Genomic DNA, 19,273 nt, shown 5'->3' on the forward strand with positions numbered 1-19,273 from the left:
ATGAGAACTCTTTTTTTTGGTTTAACTAAGTCTTCTTATGAGCCCCAACCAGTGTTTTCAAAAGCTTCAGATGATATAACCCCAGAATATGCGCAAGAATTCCAGAGCCGATTTAAAGGCTGGATTCGCACAGTTGCTTTGGTGGTCATTCTTGTTTTTGTTCCAGAGCAGGTTAGCTGGGCTTTTAACTATAATCCTGCTATTCTTTGGAATCGAAAAAGCGTTGATGCCTATGTTGGGGACAAATCGTTTGAAACTGTTTCTGAAAATATCCAGCATGTCCTGGCCCAAGTTCAAGACAAAGAAAAGCCTCAAGTTAAAATTATTCTTCCAAATAGCGATGCTGCAGGCTCTGAAAAGCAGCGCGGCCTTTTGGTTTCTTCCAATGCGACATTTGATGAGCAAGGTGTTGCCGACATGGTCGCATGGCTTAAAAATCCTGATACTCACACAATTAATTGCGGTGTTTATGCCTTAAAAGATTTGTTGGCTTCTTATCAGATTGGCCTTGAACTTGAAGAAGCTTCTGTTTTGACTTTGACGGTTGATATTTTAGGTAAAATTATCAAGGCTGGTGACCCAAAACTAAAGACATCGCTTTATGCGATTGACACCATCGCTAATGCCTATGGAATTAATTTTATGTCTGCTAAGATTTCAGGCGTTGATATTCAGCAAGTCAAAACTCCTTTTATTGCAAACTTAAATCCAGAACATTTTGTTTTTGTTAAAGCCTTTGAAGAAGGCAATGTTGTTTTTAATGATATTGGTGAAACAAAAGTTTTGCCTTTGGATCAATTTGTCCAAGAATTTTCAGGGTTTGTTTTTGCCGAAGAAAATGACTTTTTAGCCAAGTATGCCGAGAAAGTCTCTGATGAAAAGCAGGCTTTTATTTGGGGTTCGAAATGGCATAATCGTTATCTTGGAGCCATGGGCCCAATGGATACGGGCTGGAGAGATTTCTGGATTTCTAAAGGTGTAGACGTTGTCATGTTGTTTGTTAGTTATGGGCAAGGGATAAAAAGGGCTGGAGACGCTTTAAAATATGCGGATAAAGTAAGAGTTGCTATGAAGGTGATTGGCGCCTACATGAAAGCCCAGGCGATATATAAACTTGTTAATTCTCTTGGACAATTCGGTATTATGCAATGGGGCTGGGATGCTAAAACAACTTCGATTGTTTGTTCTGTTGTGTCAACAGCACTAACAGTAGGCTCGCAAGCTGCAGAAGAGGCTATGAACGCGGCTGAAGATCAACTTAAAGAGGGCATGAAAGAAGAGGTTAAAGATCAACTTAAAGAGGGCATGAAAGAAGAGGTTAAAGATAAGTTGGTAAAAGAAGCCGTGGGTGAGGCTATCGTGGAGGCCCCTGGATTTAATACGTCCTCGATTGGGCCGGGTTCTACGGATTTATCAACGGTAGCTTCAGATTTGGGGGTAGTTTCAGATCTTGAGGAATCTATAAATTTGATTAACTCTGCTGAAGGCTATAACATGATAAAAGCAGCCGGTCAAGCTGTACATTTAAGCGATGCTGTGATAGACAGCATTTGGTCTCAGCTTAATCCAACAAAAGGTGTACTCAAAAGCTATATCGTTGGTGCTGTTGTAGGTGGAATGCGCGGTTGGGCTAATTATGAGATTGCTTCATATATTGAAAATAAGATGCCTAATGCTAATCTTCTTGTTAAAGATCTTGTTTATACAGTGGGCTCGTCTCTTGCTTCTAGTCTTTCAGTTACAGTGGTTTCCGCTTTGGAGCTTGGAATTAATGCTGCTATTAAGGACGACACAAAGGAAATTAACTTAGTTTTGGGTCTTGGTCTTGAAACGACCGAAGGCGCAGGTAAAAGCGCAGGTTCAATATTCTTAGGCAACCTAGTTTCTGAAGGTAAGATGGTTGGCCGAGGCGCTGTTTTAGGGTTGGCTGGTACAGGGCTTGGGATGTTAGCCACAGACACCAAGGTTTTTGGTGGACGCAAGCACGATCCTCAAGGACAGTTTGTTCAATCATTGAGTCAACTCGGCAGTTCGGTCACAGGTATTTTTTGGGATCGTTTTGTTCAATCACAGAGTCATCGTTCTTTAGCCGCTAAAGATAAAGAGGGTAATGAGAGGAATTTTCTTTTAGGATATCGCAATCGAAAAGATGATTTTGATAGTCGTAAAGAATATCGCAATGCGAAAAAAATGTTCAAGGCTCAAAGCGAAGCAGGTATTTTTCTTGATGAGTTTGATGGTAATTTTGAAGATTGGTCTGCCGACAACTTATCAATTAATGTTTCAAGTAAACGCCAAAATAAAGCAAATAAATTACTTAACAAATTTTTTAAAGCAAACGAGAAGGCGAGCGCTTCGCTTGGAGAGCTCGATATCGCAAAGAAAGAATTAGTCGAAGGTTATGCTGATGGGAAATATGAAAAAGGAAATGTGGATTATGAGGCAGCTAAAAAAGAATATAAGGGGTATATCAAATTCTTAGGAAAGGTTGCTAAGCAAAATAAAGTTTGGAAAAAAATAGACAAAGTTATATTTAAAGATAGGAAGGAATGGCTAGAGCAGGAAGCTTTTTCTCATTACGAGATAACACCTTATGTAGCCTCTGGCGTTGATCCTAAAAGTCTTTCTCGTAAAGATCGTCGTAAGATAGTTGATGATTATGTCAAAAAAATCTCTAGTGCAAAAAGAGGAGAGATTGTTGCAAAATATATGTCAATGGGCATACCTCTAGATCGCATTTCGCAATTTTCTTGGTATGGTAGCGAGGCTGAAGAAGACGATAATGATTTATATTTTAAATCATATAAAGAATACCGCGGAAAGATTTCTGACCGCAATATTGCAATTTATAAGGAAAGAGAAGAGAACAGTCAACAAATTGGAGAAACAGATAAACAGTATGACAAGCGCATCCGCCGGTATATTGGTGAAGACAATGGCGTTTATCGAAGACCAGCGACACGCACGGTTTTTGATGCTAAAGGAAATCCTTTGCGCGAAAATGTTAAGCCTTTAGGAAAAGAATTATTAGGGACTTTTTCGAAAGGAGCGATTGAATCTTTTGTGGCGTATCACATTGATCGGTTGGCAGAAAAACATGTGAAGGGAGCTGTGAATTACGAAACAGGAGAGAAGAACGAAAAAGGTGTTTCGAGCTTAGAGTTTCAGATGTACGCATTTTTAGGGACAGCAGCGATTACAGGGTTGACTGCGGCAACATGGTCAGCGATTGAAAACAAGCCAAGATATAGAACGCCAGAACAGCGTAAACGTGACCGTGAAATGAAAAAGTATCGAAAAGATTTGATCGCCTATAAGAAAGATATCAAAAAACAAGAAGAAATCATTAATAGTCAAGAAAGTTCTGATGAAGAGTGGGAAGCTGCCATTGTTAGATTGGACGAATTAAAGAAATCGCCTGTGATACCATCTGATCGTGTTAAAACACAAATAAGTTACAATGAGGCATATGAGAAAAAAGTTTTTGATTATAACAAAAAATTGAAGATTCCTGGGCTTAAGAATCCTGAGCCTGAATACGAAGATCCATTTGAAGGAGAGAAAACAGGCGCTGGAAAAGTTTTATCTGTGGCAGGACAATTTTTTGCTGATGCGGCAAATGTTATGGTCGTTCAGACACAACTTTTTGGCCGCGATTTACTATCGCAGGGCGGGTTAGGATCTTTGACCGGAGCGACTTATGAAGACGACAAGGCTAGAGGCACGGATTATTACAAGACTTCATCTCAGGATATTTTTTATCGTGTGGACCATGTTTTAAAAATGAGCGGCATGCGACCAAGATATTTGGCCCAATATGATAAAGCGCTTAAAGATGCTCTTAAAGAGAATGCTTTGAAAGAGAAGCCTAAGGATGAAAGTGACGTTATCGACGGTGTTCAGCAGCAGTATTTTTCTTTAAATATGTATGAAACTAATTATGTATCTGAATTAATTGATTATCATAAAAGTAAGCTTTCGCGATGGACGATCAATAATGTTGTTCATGGGTTAGAATTTTCAAAAGGTTCTCTTGATTTAAGTTGGGGAGGATTAGGGAATCGTAGAATTGAAACGCCTGCTAATGATAGTGGAAGAACCAGGATTATTCGCGCTAACCCTTGGGATTCAAATTTCACGCTTGTGAAAAATAGCGAAGGCAAGATTAGGCGTATTTATAATGAAGGGTCAATGCATCAAATCAACGGAGTATTTTCAGGACTATTGACTTTTGGGCTTGTTGGCAATCCAGATGTTTATGGTGGCTATAATCTTGATATTGGCCGTGATTTTTCTTCACATAGAATTATTAAAAATGCTAACGATCTTGCCTCACCTTTTGTTCGTCCTTCTGATGCTCCTCGAGATGCTTTCTTTGATAAGGAAGGAAATCTTTGTGTTTGGGAATATCGCACCGCAATAAATTTACAGGTCGATAAAGATGATTTTCGACATAAACTTAAGTTAACCGGCAGAGATGGAAAAATAATTGATTTGGCAGATGTTTCCTCTTCTGAGTTTTCGATTTTGCCGCAAACCAAAAAACGCGGATATGATGTTTTAGAGTTTGATCAAGGTGTTGCACGGCAGCATTTCCTTAACGAGGAGTGGGAATCGTCTCAGAGCTCGGCGATGTCTGTTGATTTGGATGTTAGAGAATTATCAAAGCGCAAAGGATTGTTTGGTCCCCTTGGTTTTTATACTCAACGTAAGGTTGGTGATATAAACACGGTTAAAGAGACCGACGGCACCTATAGTGTTCAAACGCGAGTTGTGAAACCTCATCCCGAAATAAAAGGATTTTTATCTACAGTTGCGTCAGAATCTTTTGGCTTTGATGCAATGACAGGTGTTTCTTCGTTAAGATCTAAAATATTCGGCGGCATCGATGGAACCAAAACTCTTGTTGGTCAACGTCAAAAAGGTCTTTATACGCTTAAAACACAACAATTAAAAGACGGCAAAGTGATGAGCGAGGAAGAGATCAATCAGAAGCAAAATCTAAAACCAAAAAATGTTCAGGTTGTAAAAGAATCTACGTCATCTGAAGCTTCTGCGGATGCATACTCAGAAAACAATGAGGAGCAGAATTTTGTGAGCATTCCATCACGGGGTTATGGAATGGCTAATCATACTATTAATTTAGGAGAGAAACAAAATCCAGAATCAAAAAGCGCCCAAGTTGCGGGAGAGCAAAAGATTGAAAAGATTGAAGAGAAGAAAGAACAAGAGAAAAGTACCGAGAGCGCAGAGGATGCTCAATATGGAACGCTAGATACTTTTGCTGAGAATTTGATTGAGTTGCAATGGCGTACTGGTGATGGAAAGAATGAAAAAATTGACAAGACTCATATTAATGCAGATGGTTGGTTTCAGGCTATTGATGGATATGACAAAGAGCAAGTTAAAGAATATGCAAAGATGGCTCTAGGAGGAGACATTGGCAAAACCCACAAAAGTGGTGGTTCTGAATACACACTTACAGAGGCTGGACTGAACGACATACTCGATAAAATCTATATGACTAACGATGGAGGCCTTGGTCTTGAGCTTACAGGTCCTAAAGGCGGATTTGATTTTGAAGGTAACCGCGATACTTTTGATCTTGTTTTTAAAGATTCTTTAGCTTTTGCCCCGTCGACGTATTTAAATGCAGAGGATCAAAGAAGAAATCAATCTATTCAGCAGGCGTCAAATCAATATAATAACATGACCCCTGAAGAGCGCGAAGAGCTCAAAAATCAATTTATCTATGAAGATTTAGGGAATTTAAGCCAAAAGCAGATACCGTTTGATATGGCGACTGAGGATGGCTTGCAAGAGGGGCGAAATTTCTTTGCTGAGCATAGAGGGCGTAGCGATGAGTTTGCTCTTTTGGAGAAAGCTGCTACAGGAGAGCCTTTGAGCTATGAAGAGAAGATTGCGCTAGAGCCTGTTGTTAGTTATTTTCAGTCTCAAGAACAACAGGGTCGTGAACAAGCTCCAGACACTTTCTTGGCAGATAAAATGTCGTTTTCCAAAGAATTGCCTGCATCAGAAACTAACGAAGATTCTTCTACATCTACATCTCCGACAGTTTTAAATTTCATTGCTCCGCTGGCCATGTCAGGTGAGACGGTTGCATATGAAGACGGGACCACGACCAGTCTTCACGGCACCGATGTTAATTTGCTCCATGGTGACATTACCATGGAATTATCTGGCTTGCTGTTTAAAGGTGATAATATAGAAAATCCTGAGGCCTATTCATTCGGAAGCGTTAGTTTTAATCCTATGTTCGAGGATGCTACATACCTCTTTAAGCCAACATTTAAAACATTTTCTTATGGCAAAAATGGAGACATGCAGACTGTCGATCGTCATACTGGTATTCATATTTTTGATGATACGTATTTAGCGCAGAATCCGTTCGAGGAAAGAACTCTTGGCCCGATGCGCATTACTCAGAATGGTGCTTTTGAAGGTCAAGGTGCGTATTTTAAAGAAAATATTATGAATCAAGAATTTTCTGATTTGCGAGAAGGAAAGGCAGAATGGAACGGTAAGAATTTTGACCTATCTTTGAAAACAGATATTTCTGTTAAGGAATTGTCAGACATGATTGATTTTTATCCTGATGCAGAAGGAAAAACAATTTTTAAGCAGAATCAAGATTTGTCGATTGCTCGCGTAGATGCGACGCAAAAATTGACCAGTATTGATGACAGTTTATCAGCAGAGACTCTAAAGGGTTATTTAGAGGTTTATGCGAAAGAAGTATATGCAGACAAAGCGTATACAGATTTTCTTGCACCAGATTTTGAATCTATTAAAGAGGAAGGTAATTCTTTGAAGATTGTCTTGGCTAACCCAGGTGACTATACGCGTCATTCGCAGGAACAGGATGGCTTGCATCTTGTTTTTGATCGTGCTGCCTTTGGCTATTCGCCGTTTATTGATCAGAGTATTACAGAGCTTGGAGGCGAGCCAAATCCAAATCCTGTGGAAACCGAAAAATTAAATTTAAATTATATGAATCGTGTTCTTCCCGAATCTGATTTTGTTTTGGCCGGGGGTGAAACTTCTGTTGTTTTGCGTGAGGGCAAAGATGGCGAGGATGGCAGCATTTCATTTGAGCCGATGTTTACTAATGTCAATATCCTTAATAAGGGAAAGATGTCTTTGCATGAAGGAGAGTATACTGACGCTTTAAATAAGGAAGGCACGATTGATGAAGGCTATTCCGGCATCGCTTATACTAAAGACGCTGTGATCGGTGATCATTGGGGAGACGATAAGCTTGATAAACGATTTAAAGGTCCTTTGACAATCGCTGGGGCAGGACAGTTCTCTGGATCTGGCGTTGAGGTGAGGTTTGGCGATCGTATGGATTTTGGTTCTAGAGAAGATGATTTAGCTGGGCTAGGTGTTCGTGGTCATGTTAATGATTATGTTCTTGGTCGCAAATTCAATACGAATGATGAGAAAAATGTGATTTCTATTTTTGATGCAGACACGATGTATTTTTCAAGTGGAGAAGGTTTTCAGACAGAACCGGATAAAAATGGAGGTTATTCCGAGAGCCATTTTGATGTTGTAGATGCTGTAGCGCAGTTTTCTGAGAAGGGAACCGATCAAGAGAAAGAGTATTTTTCTCTTAGGATTGCTGGCGACAACTTGCTTATTCCTGCTCAAAAAGATGGAAAGTCTAGCGGCGGCAGCGGGCTTGATAAGCAGGCTGAAGACTATCGCACTAACATTACTGTTGATGTAAATAATGTGCACAAGACAAGCTCTGTTAACAAGAAGATCGAAATTAACATGGGGTCAGGTGACAATTATCTTACCTTTATGGAGGGAGCAGAGTGGGCAAAAGACGGAACCTTAGAAAGTTTAGGTTCTGTTGATGTTAATTCTCTTGCTTTGAATCAAGGCATTTGGCATGGGGTTCGAGAGCTTAAAACAACCGAAAAAACTTTTGATGGCAAAACGGAGACAGCTGCAGACATTACGATTAGTGAAGATTATATCAAAGGTCTTGTTGCTTATAGCTGGGGTGAGGATGGCAATGGTGTTTATACCCAGAGTTTTATGGGCAGCCGAGCCAATGGTGGTGTGTCCTTGCGCGATAATAACCATTTTATGCTAAAAGGGACTTTTAGTCCAGTTGCTTTAGGAGATTATCAATATGGAGAGGAAAATACGAATAGTCAAGAAAAGGGCAGTGATCCGTCGTCAGATCTTAAGCGTGCAGGTCTTTTAATTTCAGCGCTTGATCAGACATGGAATTATTCCGACGGAAAAGGTGATATCAAACTTGCTTTGTTTAATACGCCTGATTCCAGTGGAAAATATCATTTTGGTGTTTGGCAGAAAAAAGAAAAACAAATTGGGCGAAGCGAAAAAGGGAACACTGCTTTATTGAATGAGATTGCTAGCAAGCTCGTAGGTCTTAGAAATTCTAATCTAACACCTGAAGAAAAGAAGGCATATTCAAAGGAAGTTGACTTGTATCTAAAAGATGTTGCTAAAGAATGGTTAGCTGCGAATGCTATAGATAACGATGGCTTATCACAAGATATTGCGTTTGTTGATGATAATGGTACTTTGATAAAAGATATTACTCTTTATGGTGAGCTTTATTTAGCGGGCACTACGCAAGAAGAATTTGCTAAAGAATTTTCTGATAAAACATTGCTTCATCAGGATAATCTTTTTAACGTTATTTTAGAGTTGGATCCTGATGCTCCTGCTGATCTTTTAGGCCCTCCTAAGCTTGTTGAGAAAATTGAAATTAAAGAACAAGACACTTTAAGAGTCTATGATCCCGTTGAAAGTCAAGAAAATGCTTGGAAATCCGTTAAGTATCAGTATGAGACTGAAACTGTTGGCGAAGATGGTAAGAAAAAGACGATTTATGGTGTTGAAAATCTTTCCTTTATTCCGCAAGGCATTGTCCATTCCACAGCAGAAGGTGGCGGAGACAAAACAAATTTAGGGTATACGACTAACTTTGGTGTTTTGCAGGATTTTGATACAGGGATTGTAGATTCGTTTACAGCTAAAGATAAAAAAGGTATTAATACTATTGATGGATTGGAAGGTACAGTACCAGCATTTTTATCTTTAAGCGCTGCCGGGGCTTCGGTTAGTCCGCAAGTTGAGGCTGAAGGGGTTAAATGGGAATTTTTAAAGGCAATGGGTAGCGATGGCGTCCAATCTTCAGCAGATTGGACAAAGTATAGCACGCTCGATGTTTCTCCGGAATCTTCTATGATCACAGGCATCAGCAAAAAAGATGGGATCACTACTCTTGATTTCATAGGCGGAGAGAATACAAATGTTATTAGTTTCAAAGATAATAATAAGATTGAAGGTGCCATCAAGCTTCAAGAGCAACGATTAGACAGCGGAAAGCCTTTTGAACAATTAGGAGAAAAAGATATTACGGTTAAGTTGAATGTTGTTTCAACAGTGATGAGACAGTATGAGAAATCCGGTGCGTGGGAGTGGGGCAAAGATATTACTAAACGATGGATGTTTGATGAAAGCAAGGGTGATAATTTTGCTGATTACAAGAATGGTTTGAACGTTTTTGAAGGAAAAAATTTAGCTTATACTGATAATATTTCTTATTATGATACCGATGCAAGAATGTACAGTTCTCGGGACTATGCTAAGATTTTGGAACAAAAAGGAATTAACCATGCTATTGAAGGCGCAAGCATTATTTATGGATTTCAAACTTCTAGCGATAATCGCCGGGATGCGCTTGGATCGCTTTTAAGAAAATTCATTGAATCTGACAGGGAGGTCGAATCTAGCGGCATGGTGACAATGGACAAGCCTGTTGGGGACAGGACTATTATTGCTTCTGTTGGTTTCTCATCTGATAACAAATTTTCATTTACCCCTACTTTAGATTATTACAACAATCTTGGTCAAGAAATTCATGAAGGCAGAGAAGAAAGAATTTTCGTTAAGGAAAAAGACAGTTGGCTTGCTGGACAAATGAAGAGTTTGCAAAAAGATTCGCAATACCAAATGATTACAGAGCATTTTGATGGTATTTTTCAGTCTGTTTTTTGGTTAGGAAACGCCGGTGTGCAGTATGCTTTAGGCAATAAAAAAGAAGCAAATAGGTCTTTGAGTAGAGCTGATTATGCAGCAGTGATGAAAGGTGCGTCTGGAGGGAAAAGGCCAACAGACAAATTAATGGCAGATGCAGGATTAGCTTGGTTTGATAAGAAAAAAGGTCTTGTTAAGGATATTTATACAAAAGAATTGGTGAGCGCCCAACAATCTGCAAGTCTCGTGACCTTATTAAAGATTCAGTCTAAGGAAAATAAGCAGGGTGGAAATTACTGGACAAGCCTTTCTCAAAATGCGATTGCGCAAGTTTTGGGTGCTGCTGAAGAATATCTGACAGCCGCTGGTACCATGGGTTTTGGAGGGGCTGGCGTAGGGGGCAAGACTTTGATGAGTTTTGTGGCTTTTGATAGATTATTGGATGGCGCTAGTTTGCACGTAACAGGAGAAGTAAGCTCTTCGGCCTCTGCTATTGGCAATGGTTTTCTGACTGGAGCTCTTGGAGCTGGACTGGGCTATCTTAAGGTAGCTCCAGTAGTCGCTTCTGCAAGAACAGCATTGTCTGCTGGGAAAGATGCGCTTATGACTCAAACTAAGGTTGGTAGAGCTCTTGCTGCTACTGAGGGAGTGTTTGCAAAAACATATTTAAAGGCTGGCGAATTTGTTTCAGGTGGAATGTTAAAGAGAGCACCAAAGATAGGAGCGCGTTTTGTGAAAGCTACGACAGCTGAGGCAATTAGTGCTAGTAAAACTAGTTTAGGCCGGGGGGTTTTGACTGGAGTAGGTGCTGCAACTGGCGGAGTGGTTAATTCTTCAATCAATGGGTGGTCTGTTGAAAATTTTGCGAAGGGTATGGCAATTGGTGGAGGTTTAGTTTATTCCCCTGGTTTTGTTTTGCGGGGTTCCGCAGAAAGTGCTATGTGGTTTGTTGGGACGGGTAATGCCATGAGCCTTATAGCCAATGGAGAGCTTCTTTCTTTGAAGGAAAACTGGCAACAGGCTAAGATGGGTGCGGAGATGGGTGCTTGGTTTGGTGGGGTTATAGCCTTGGCGGGACCTGGACTTGGTCTTGCTAAAAATGCATTTTCTAGCACTAAGAATGTTAGCGCAAAATATTTGTCAAAGGCTTGGAAAGGCACTCTTGGAAGAACAAAGCTATTTTCACGTATGAAGAATGCAGCAGCAGAAGGTAGTTTGGTGTCAAAAGCTGGTTCTGCAGCGAAAGTTGCCAAGACAAGCCGCTGGGCAAAATTTAAAAATACGGTTTCTGGCGAGAACATGCTCAAACCAACACAAGCCATTCGAGATTCTTACAAAGCAATAGAAAAATTAGAAAAGGCCAGTGTTTATAGGAAAGTAGTTGATTCTTTAAAAGCCGGCAGAGTTTTTGGAGAGAGATATAAGATTGCTAATTTGATTGTTCGTGAGACTTCTGTTGCTGTGCGTGCTTGGGGAGGCAGGCTTGCTTACTATGGTTCTAGAACAGCAGCTGGCGTTGTTGCAGATGTGGCTTTAGGCGGATATGTTGAGGGTATCTGGGATGGGTACAATAGCTCATTAAGCTTTAGAGATGGATTTAATGAATCAACGAAAAATATGTGGTCAAGTGAAAACTTGATGCGCCGTGCGACTCGTGGTGCAACCCTTGGTTTTATGGCAGGATTTTTGTTTAGACCTTCTTCAGGTCACGCGGCATCTATTCGCGAAAGATTGATGGAATTTCATAATCCTAAAGGCATGACTGTGCAAAAACCTAGCCTTCTTTCACATCTTACTCCAGGCCAAGCGAAAAGTATTACTGTTTCTGGGGCCAAGGCGTTTCAGTTGCAGATGCGCTCTGGAGCGGTTTCGTTTATGCTTATTGATCCAATTTTTAAGCTTACTGGTGCTGGTCTTGAAAGTTTTTATGGATATTTGAAAGATCGAAAACGTGGTGATTTTAAAATTGAGCTTGAAGTTCCAGAAGGAATTACAGTTTCGGATGAGCGCAAGGAAAATATGCCCATGCTTGAAAAGCTTGCCTTTGGAGCTTTGGGGTCTGGTCCGCGTACAGGTCTTTGGCTCTCTGTTGTTTTAAGCACTGGCGGGCTTGGCACAAAGAGTATGGCTGAGGGAAGAGTTGGTGCCATTGCTAGGTCTGGCGGTGGCGTTGTAGGCAAGGGCTTATCTGTTGCAGAAAACTCTCTTTCACGTCTTAGTCGTTTGGGTGGTCGCGTCGGTAGATTTTTTGAAAAATTTAAAAGTTATGAAGATCAAGTGACACGCATGCGTATGGCTGGCGGCAAGCAAACGATGTTGGGAACTGTTTCCCATGGATTTATCGGGCATGTGGACAGAGCGCTTTATTTTTCAGGTTTTTCCGAAGGGTTAAATGTTTTCTTGGACGGAACAGCGGGTGAAGGATTGCGTGCATTTGTAGAAGACGGGGACAACCCTATTGTGGCTGGGTTAATCGCAAGAGATGCAAAGCGAGATCAAGCCAGAATAGACTCTGAAAGAATTGGTGTTATTAATGCAAACGTTGAAGGTGCATCAAAAGCCGAGATTGCCAGCGCTTTGGAAGAGTTGAGCAACGAAGAGTTAAATGGTCCACTTAGCCCTCTTGCCATGGACTTAAAAGAAAAAGATGATATTGAAAAGAGTATGAAAAAGACTGAGATTTTTGGTGTTGTGAGCATGGCGTTGTTTGCTCGTGTGGCAGGATTTAATCATGGACGAATAGTAGAATCTAGCGTAAAAACGGATATAAAAACAATGCAGGCTAAGCAGGTTAAAGAGCTTAAAGATATAGTTAATGATAAAAGTTTGCCTGAAGGGACAAGAAAGATAGCTAAAGAGAGCCTAGAAAAACTAACCTCACATGATAAAGTTTTAGAGGAAAAGGTGCTTGAGGGAACTCATTATGAGGCGATCAAAGAAACAACAGATGGCGCTGGAAAAGTTATCGAAGGAATTAAGAAGGCTCAGGAAACAGGCAAAAGCATTGAGGGTACAAAGGTTGCTTCTAGCGATAGACAATCGGAATCATTTAGGAGCTTGAAAAAAGAGTTTAAAAAAGGTTTTGAAAATGAAAAGCAGATGGAAGATTGGCAGGCTCGCGCTGATACCGAACTAGAGGTCTTTGGAGTACGCAAAGAAATAACAGAAAATCTTACTAAGGCAAATAAGACAAGTAGGTCTGATCAGGAAATGTATAAAGGTCTTAGAGATTTTCAAGGTGGACCTAAGAAAGATCAATCAAGTAGGGAATGGCTCACGCAGGCCCAAGAGGCGCTTAATGAGGTTAATGGTTTGGTTACAACTCGGGATCGCTTAAATACTGTGGTAACCGAGTTAGATGGCAAGGGATTGCTTCAATTCTCAAGCATACTTAAAGAAGTTGGTGAGATTCCGTCTAGCAAAGCCGATCGTGCTGAATGGAAGAAAAATGCTGACAAAGCATTAGAGCAGGTTGTAGGGCCTGAAAAAGGAAAAAGTGTTATAGAGCCTTTGGTCAAGACTTATGAAGCTGCTGAAAAGCGCATAGGCAAAATAAGGGATTTGCTTGAGGAAAAAGATCAGGATCCAAGTTCTTTAACTAATTTAACTAAAGAATTAGAAGGGCTTTTGGCTGCATCTAAAGATGGCCAAGTTGGTAAATCATGGGCTGAGTCTGTTAATAGCGCTATTGAGAAAACAAACTCTGTTGTTGAGATTGGAAAATCATTAAAGGAAATCGCAAGGAACAAAGATAGATCTGGTAAAAAGAGTGATAATGCATCTGAAACGAGTAAATCTGTGTCAAGCTGGACACGAAAGAATCGTTTAGAGAAGAAGTTTGAGAAAAGTATTAAGAAGGCGCAAGAACTTAAGGAAAGCTTTTTCGCTCAGAATAAGTCATCATTAAATGTTGAAAAAAATATTAGCTTGGATCAGCAAATGCTTAAGACTGCTAACAAGATGGAAGTTTTAGAAGGAAAGCTGTCAGGCTCTGATGTAGGAAGAACCACAGCTGAAATGTTTGTAGAAAGAGCAAAGTCGTCTAAGGGTTACAAGTTAGCTGCTTCTGTTATCGATGTGGCCAGAGAAAAGATTTCTTGGAATAACGTTATGGAGAATGGTAATGTGGCAGCTAAATATACATATGCTTTAGCTGATTTCTTCTTGGGAGGTTTACGTCAGGATTTTGTACGAAACAGTATCCAAAAAAGAGAAAAAGAAAACAAGCAGTGGAGCGCTGGCGGAGACCTCATGGGAAGACTTTTTGAGGCAAGTCCTGGGCTTAAGGAGACAATTGGCGCTCTCGCCGGCAAGAATAAGGTTAATAAGAATATTTTGAATAAGGCTTTAGCTAAGAAGGAACTTAGCCAACTTCTTTCTAAGATTAGTTCGGAGATGTATAAAGGCAATTTTAGTGATTTTGAAGTTGTGAATGATATTGTTTTTAAAGCTCAGTTAAGCGAGTCGGGTAGTGTTCCTATCAGCAAAGAGGCAAAGGTTAAATTTGACGAGATAATCAAGAAAACAAACGAAGGCAATAACCCAGGGGAAAAAACAAATGCGTTGGAAAAAATTGGTTTAAAGATTGAAGCTTCTAAAGAACCAGGATCTTTCAATCTTGTAAGGATTAATAGGGAAGAGAAAAATGTCTATGCTCAATTGCACGAAACTCTTTCCGATGGGGCTTATGATGTGCAGTTTCACTCTTTGGTTCGCCAGGTTATGGGCACGAGAAAAGGTGTTAAAATTAATGCACAAGAGCACAAGTTCTTGAATGAGTTAATCAAGGAAAAAGGGAATGAAAATCTCCTTAAAGAAGCAGGATTGGAGATTACCAAAGATGGTCGATTGGCAAGAACAAAAGAGGCTGGAACCCTTAGAGATACAAAGAGTGGCAAGTTTTATGTTATTTTAGGAAAGACAGGTTCTGGCAAAAGTTCTTTTGCGCCTTTGGCAACCTATATTTTTATGCTTCTAACAGGGCAGAAATCACCTTTGCTTGTTTCTGCGGAGGCTGATAAGGTTGAGTACAATCAAAATTTTGGTCAAACTCAGGATTTGGCAGGTCAAGAATTCTTGGGTGTTATCGGTCAATTTGGCAGAGATATGAAGGGAGAGATTTTCAAAGATTTTAAAAAGCGGATTCAGGGCATAGATTTAGATGCTGTGAAGAATCAAGGGTCAGGTGCTATTGCTAGAGAAATCAAAGCAAAGATGCGTAAGGGAGGGCTAGTACATATTACAGATCAAGATTTGAAATTTATTCATCAGAATGATCAAGCATCTTCGATGTTAGCAAAGATGATCCGCTCACACGATACTTTGTTGTATAAAGGAGAGCTTCAGGCGCTTCCATCCTTACAGATTTCCAATCCAATTTCAGAAAGCAAGAAAAATGATGAAGTTAAAAAGATTGAAGATTTAGCTGTCAAAACAAAAGCTATGAATGAAAAGCTTGAAATGTTGAGAGCAGAAGGAAAGATTGAATTAAAAATTGAAACTGAAGAGGGCGTTCTTAACCCTCATTGGAAGAGTCAAAACGGTGAGCTAGAAAATCTTCGTGGCTTAAAATGGGATGCAGAGGCTAAAGAATGGAGCGCGACAACAGGCAAACAGACTTTTAAAGAAGTTGAATCTATCCTTGAGGCGTTGGCTTTTGCGAAGCAGCAAATTACTTCGAGAGACCAAGTAGAGTTGTCCAGCGGTAGTTGGACGCCTGCAGGTCGTTATGGCGGCGCAAATGAAAATGTTCGCGTACACAACAAGTATCAGCAAGTTGCTCTTCATGTTGAAGGAAACAGAATACTGGAACGGGAATGGAGCTCCAAAGAGAATGGAGAAAATATTTTTAATGATAAAGAAGGATCTCAGTCAACTGATCTAGATGTTATCCGCATGTTTACAGAAAACGGTGGGTCTGTTATGGCAGCCACAGGAACGCTGTACGATTTAGATGTTAATCTTTTGGAGACTTATTACAGCGCTGTAGTTTATGGTAAGAAACAAGGTGAAAGTAATCCTGGTGAATTTAACGTTGCGAAGATTGATGTTAACGGTAAAAAGCTTAGTTATGAGCAAGCTTTTGAAGCTTTATCGGCTGAACTAGTTGCTAAAAAAGCGCTTAATGAGCGTGAGGGTAACTTGTCTGCCTTTTATGTTGCATCGGATCATGTTCGACTTGGAAGAAATGGTGGAGATAAGTTTCATGAGTCTTGGATTAAGCAGGTTGCAGAAAAAAGTACAGCTGGCAAGCCTCTTGAGACTTATGTGGCTTTAGCAACTGGAAAGATTGTTAAGGTGGATCTAAATAAGGCTAAGACAAATCTTAAAAATTGGTCAAAAGATGCTGAAGGCATTAAGAAAGAAGTTAAGAAAAACGGAAGCGAGGAATCGGATATTGATGCGCTTCAAAGATTGATGCGAAATCAAGACAATATTGTTGTTTTGGCTGAGAAAAATTCGACATTTGGAAAAACTTTTGAAAGCAGACAACTTGGAAATAGAAAAGACAAATCAATTCTTATTGCAGATGAAGCAACAGCTGCGTATTTTATTGAACAATGGTCAGGTCGTTTCCGATGGGTAGGAAAGCAAGGTAAAGATAATGATATGCTTCATAGCGTTGCGCGAGAGCTTTATGTTCTTAAAGAAGGCGCAAAAGGTATTAAGCAATACGGGGAAAAAGAGTTTGTAAAATTTGCTGAGAAAGCCAAAGGAGAAAATCAAACAAAGTTTACTCAAGAAATCTTTGCTGAGCAGTTGCTTGAGCTTCAAACTAATATGCCAGAAGTATATTTGCGTAATTTAAAAGCAAAGACTCGTAGTCCAAAAACAAGGCGTTTGATTGAAGAGGCATTACAAAAAATTCATGATAAGAAAGGTGAATCTTCTTTGAGCTTGAGTCAGGGAGGAGCTGGCAAGGCGCGCGAAGTTCTTGAAGAAGGACTTGTTGCTCAGCAAAAAACTTTGCGTGAGATTCTTGGGGCTCCACAAGCCAATGCTAAAGCCGAAGCCCAGACATTGTTAAATACTAAAACGACAAAATCAAGAAGTTTGATTAAAGAATTAGAAAAACTTAGAGAAAGAGATCCAGATAAAAAATCTGACGTGGATCGCCTTGTAAAACAGTTGAGGAAAAGTGATAAGAACACATTGTTTAATAGTCTTGGCAAAAAGGATCAGAATGATATTACACAGAATATTTTAAAAGTAGAGCGAGAAGAGCTATCTTTAAGCTTCCGCACGGGTCCTTCTAAAACTGCGGAAGAAGTTAGCAGGCAAGAAGGTTTTCTAACAGTTAAGACAGCTAAAGATTTTGCGCGTGTTTTTCGCGATACTATGGAAGCAAGATTTTTGCCTGAATATATGAAAAGTAATGCAGAAAATACTCGTTTTGCAGTTGAGAGAGTGTCTTTCCTTGAGCGGAAGCTTGGTGACGGTGAAAAGCTTAGTCAAAAATCAAAAGAATATTGGGAAAACAGAAAAAAGAATCCTTCTTCTGCTTCTGCTGGTTCAGAGCGCGTTTTAGTCGAATATGATTATAGCGCTGGCTTTAAAAGAATTGTTTCAATCACTGCTATAGGTGGTGCGTCGGTATTTGCTGCTGGTCTTTCTATCGCAGCTGGTCAAAAATATATGATCAATACACAAGAAGACGAAAGAAAAGTTTATGGAAATAAATTTTTGGCTCAGCGTGATGCCATAAGGATGAAGAAAGCCCTAACAGAATCTCTCGAGGTAGAACGCGACATGTCTGTTTCTGAAATTATGGCTTATGCTCAGCGACAAACACAGACAGAGCAGAGCGAGGATAGGCGTAACGCATATGGGTATTTGATGGCCAGCATGCTAGATGCAGATAATGCAGATCATGTGGAATTTGTTAGTGATTTGATGACAGGTATTTCGTTTAAGCGAAACGAATATAAGGATAAAGACAAGAAGGATGAAAGCGATTATCTCTTTGATGATAAGTTAAACGCTCGTGTTTTCACGAACGACAATCTTGAAGTAAACAAATATTATTTCTTGAATCAATTGTCGCATGATCGTAGATTATTCTCTGCGGTTGTAGCTTTTCAGCAAAAGAAGCAAGAAGAATTCTTTAAGAATCTTCCTGCTGAGACAGTAACAAGTGAAGCGAATGATGTTTTAGACCAGCCTTCGAAGAAGATGTCTGTGTTTAGAAAAATTTTCTTTTCTCGTTCGAATTCAGAACAAAAGAAACAAGACCCTATGATGGCGAAGGGACCTCTTTATCAGCCGCTAGCCATTGAAAAACTCGGCACACCTCAGATTATCAAAACAGGATCTTTGGGTCTTACAACAGAGATTAAGTCTTTTGTGAACGATGAGATAAAGCTTGATAGTGAAAAAGACATTACAGATGAGAGTAAAAAACCTAGTAGAATGCTTGAAAATGAGATTTATGCGCAATCGTTAAGGGCTTTAACGAATTATTACGCTTATGCACATTCCGGAGATAAATTTTACAATAGGGCTTATTTAAGTTATGCAGATGCATCTCAAGAAAAGGATCAAGAGCTTGCTGATTTGTTGAGTGAACAGCAGAGAAAGGCTCGAGGAATTACTAAAAGAAAACAAATTGCTTTAGGGCAAAAGTTTAACAAAGAGGCCTTAAAGAAGCTAACAGATAAGGAAGCAAAGAATAAGGCGGATGAAGGTTATGTAGATGATGCTGATTCTGCAAAGAATAAAAAGAATAGTAGCGCTATAAAAGATAAAAAGGAAAAAACATTTTTAACTAAAAGTGAACAACAAGAGAAGGATCGGTTAACAAAGTCAATAAATAATTATGATCAACAAAAAGAAAATTTGCACCGTTTAGAGCAAATGCGTCAGCGGGTATCAGGCCACGAAAAGTTTGGTAGTGCAGTATGGGGATTAGATTTTCTTAAAACGGTCAAGGGCTTTGTTGATGTCGATAGTAAGGTTGAAAACGAACTTCGCTTTTTAGCGCAAACAGAAAATTATAACGGTGAAAAAGTCTCTGATGCCTTGGCGCCAGCTATGACGTATTGGATTAAGCATAAAGAAGGTGGACGCACACAGATGGAAGAAGCTTTGAGCCTTGTTAAGGATTCCACTGGAGCGGAGATCGCAAAAACTATTGATAATTCTGAGGTTGTTGATACGGATGGCTTGTATAACGACGTCGCGAAACAAAACACCACAGCCCAATCATCTGCGGGCGAAGTTACAAAGT

The 19,273-nt window shown here is 39.8% G+C and carries 1 protein-coding gene (running past one end of the window); it reads left to right on the plus strand.

The annotated features are described in order from the left end of the window. Positions 1–19,273 carry part of the coding region annotated (locus PHY73_00675; protein ID MDD3374223.1) for a M24 family metallopeptidase on the plus strand (this coding region is incomplete at its 3' end). The annotated region continues 25,209 nt past the right edge of the window, so 19,273 of the 44,482 annotated nt are shown.

The sequence above is a fragment of the Candidatus Omnitrophota bacterium genome, from assembly GCA_028693815.1.
Taxonomy (GTDB): Bacteria; Omnitrophota; Gorgyraeia; order Zapsychrales; family Aceulaceae; genus Aceula.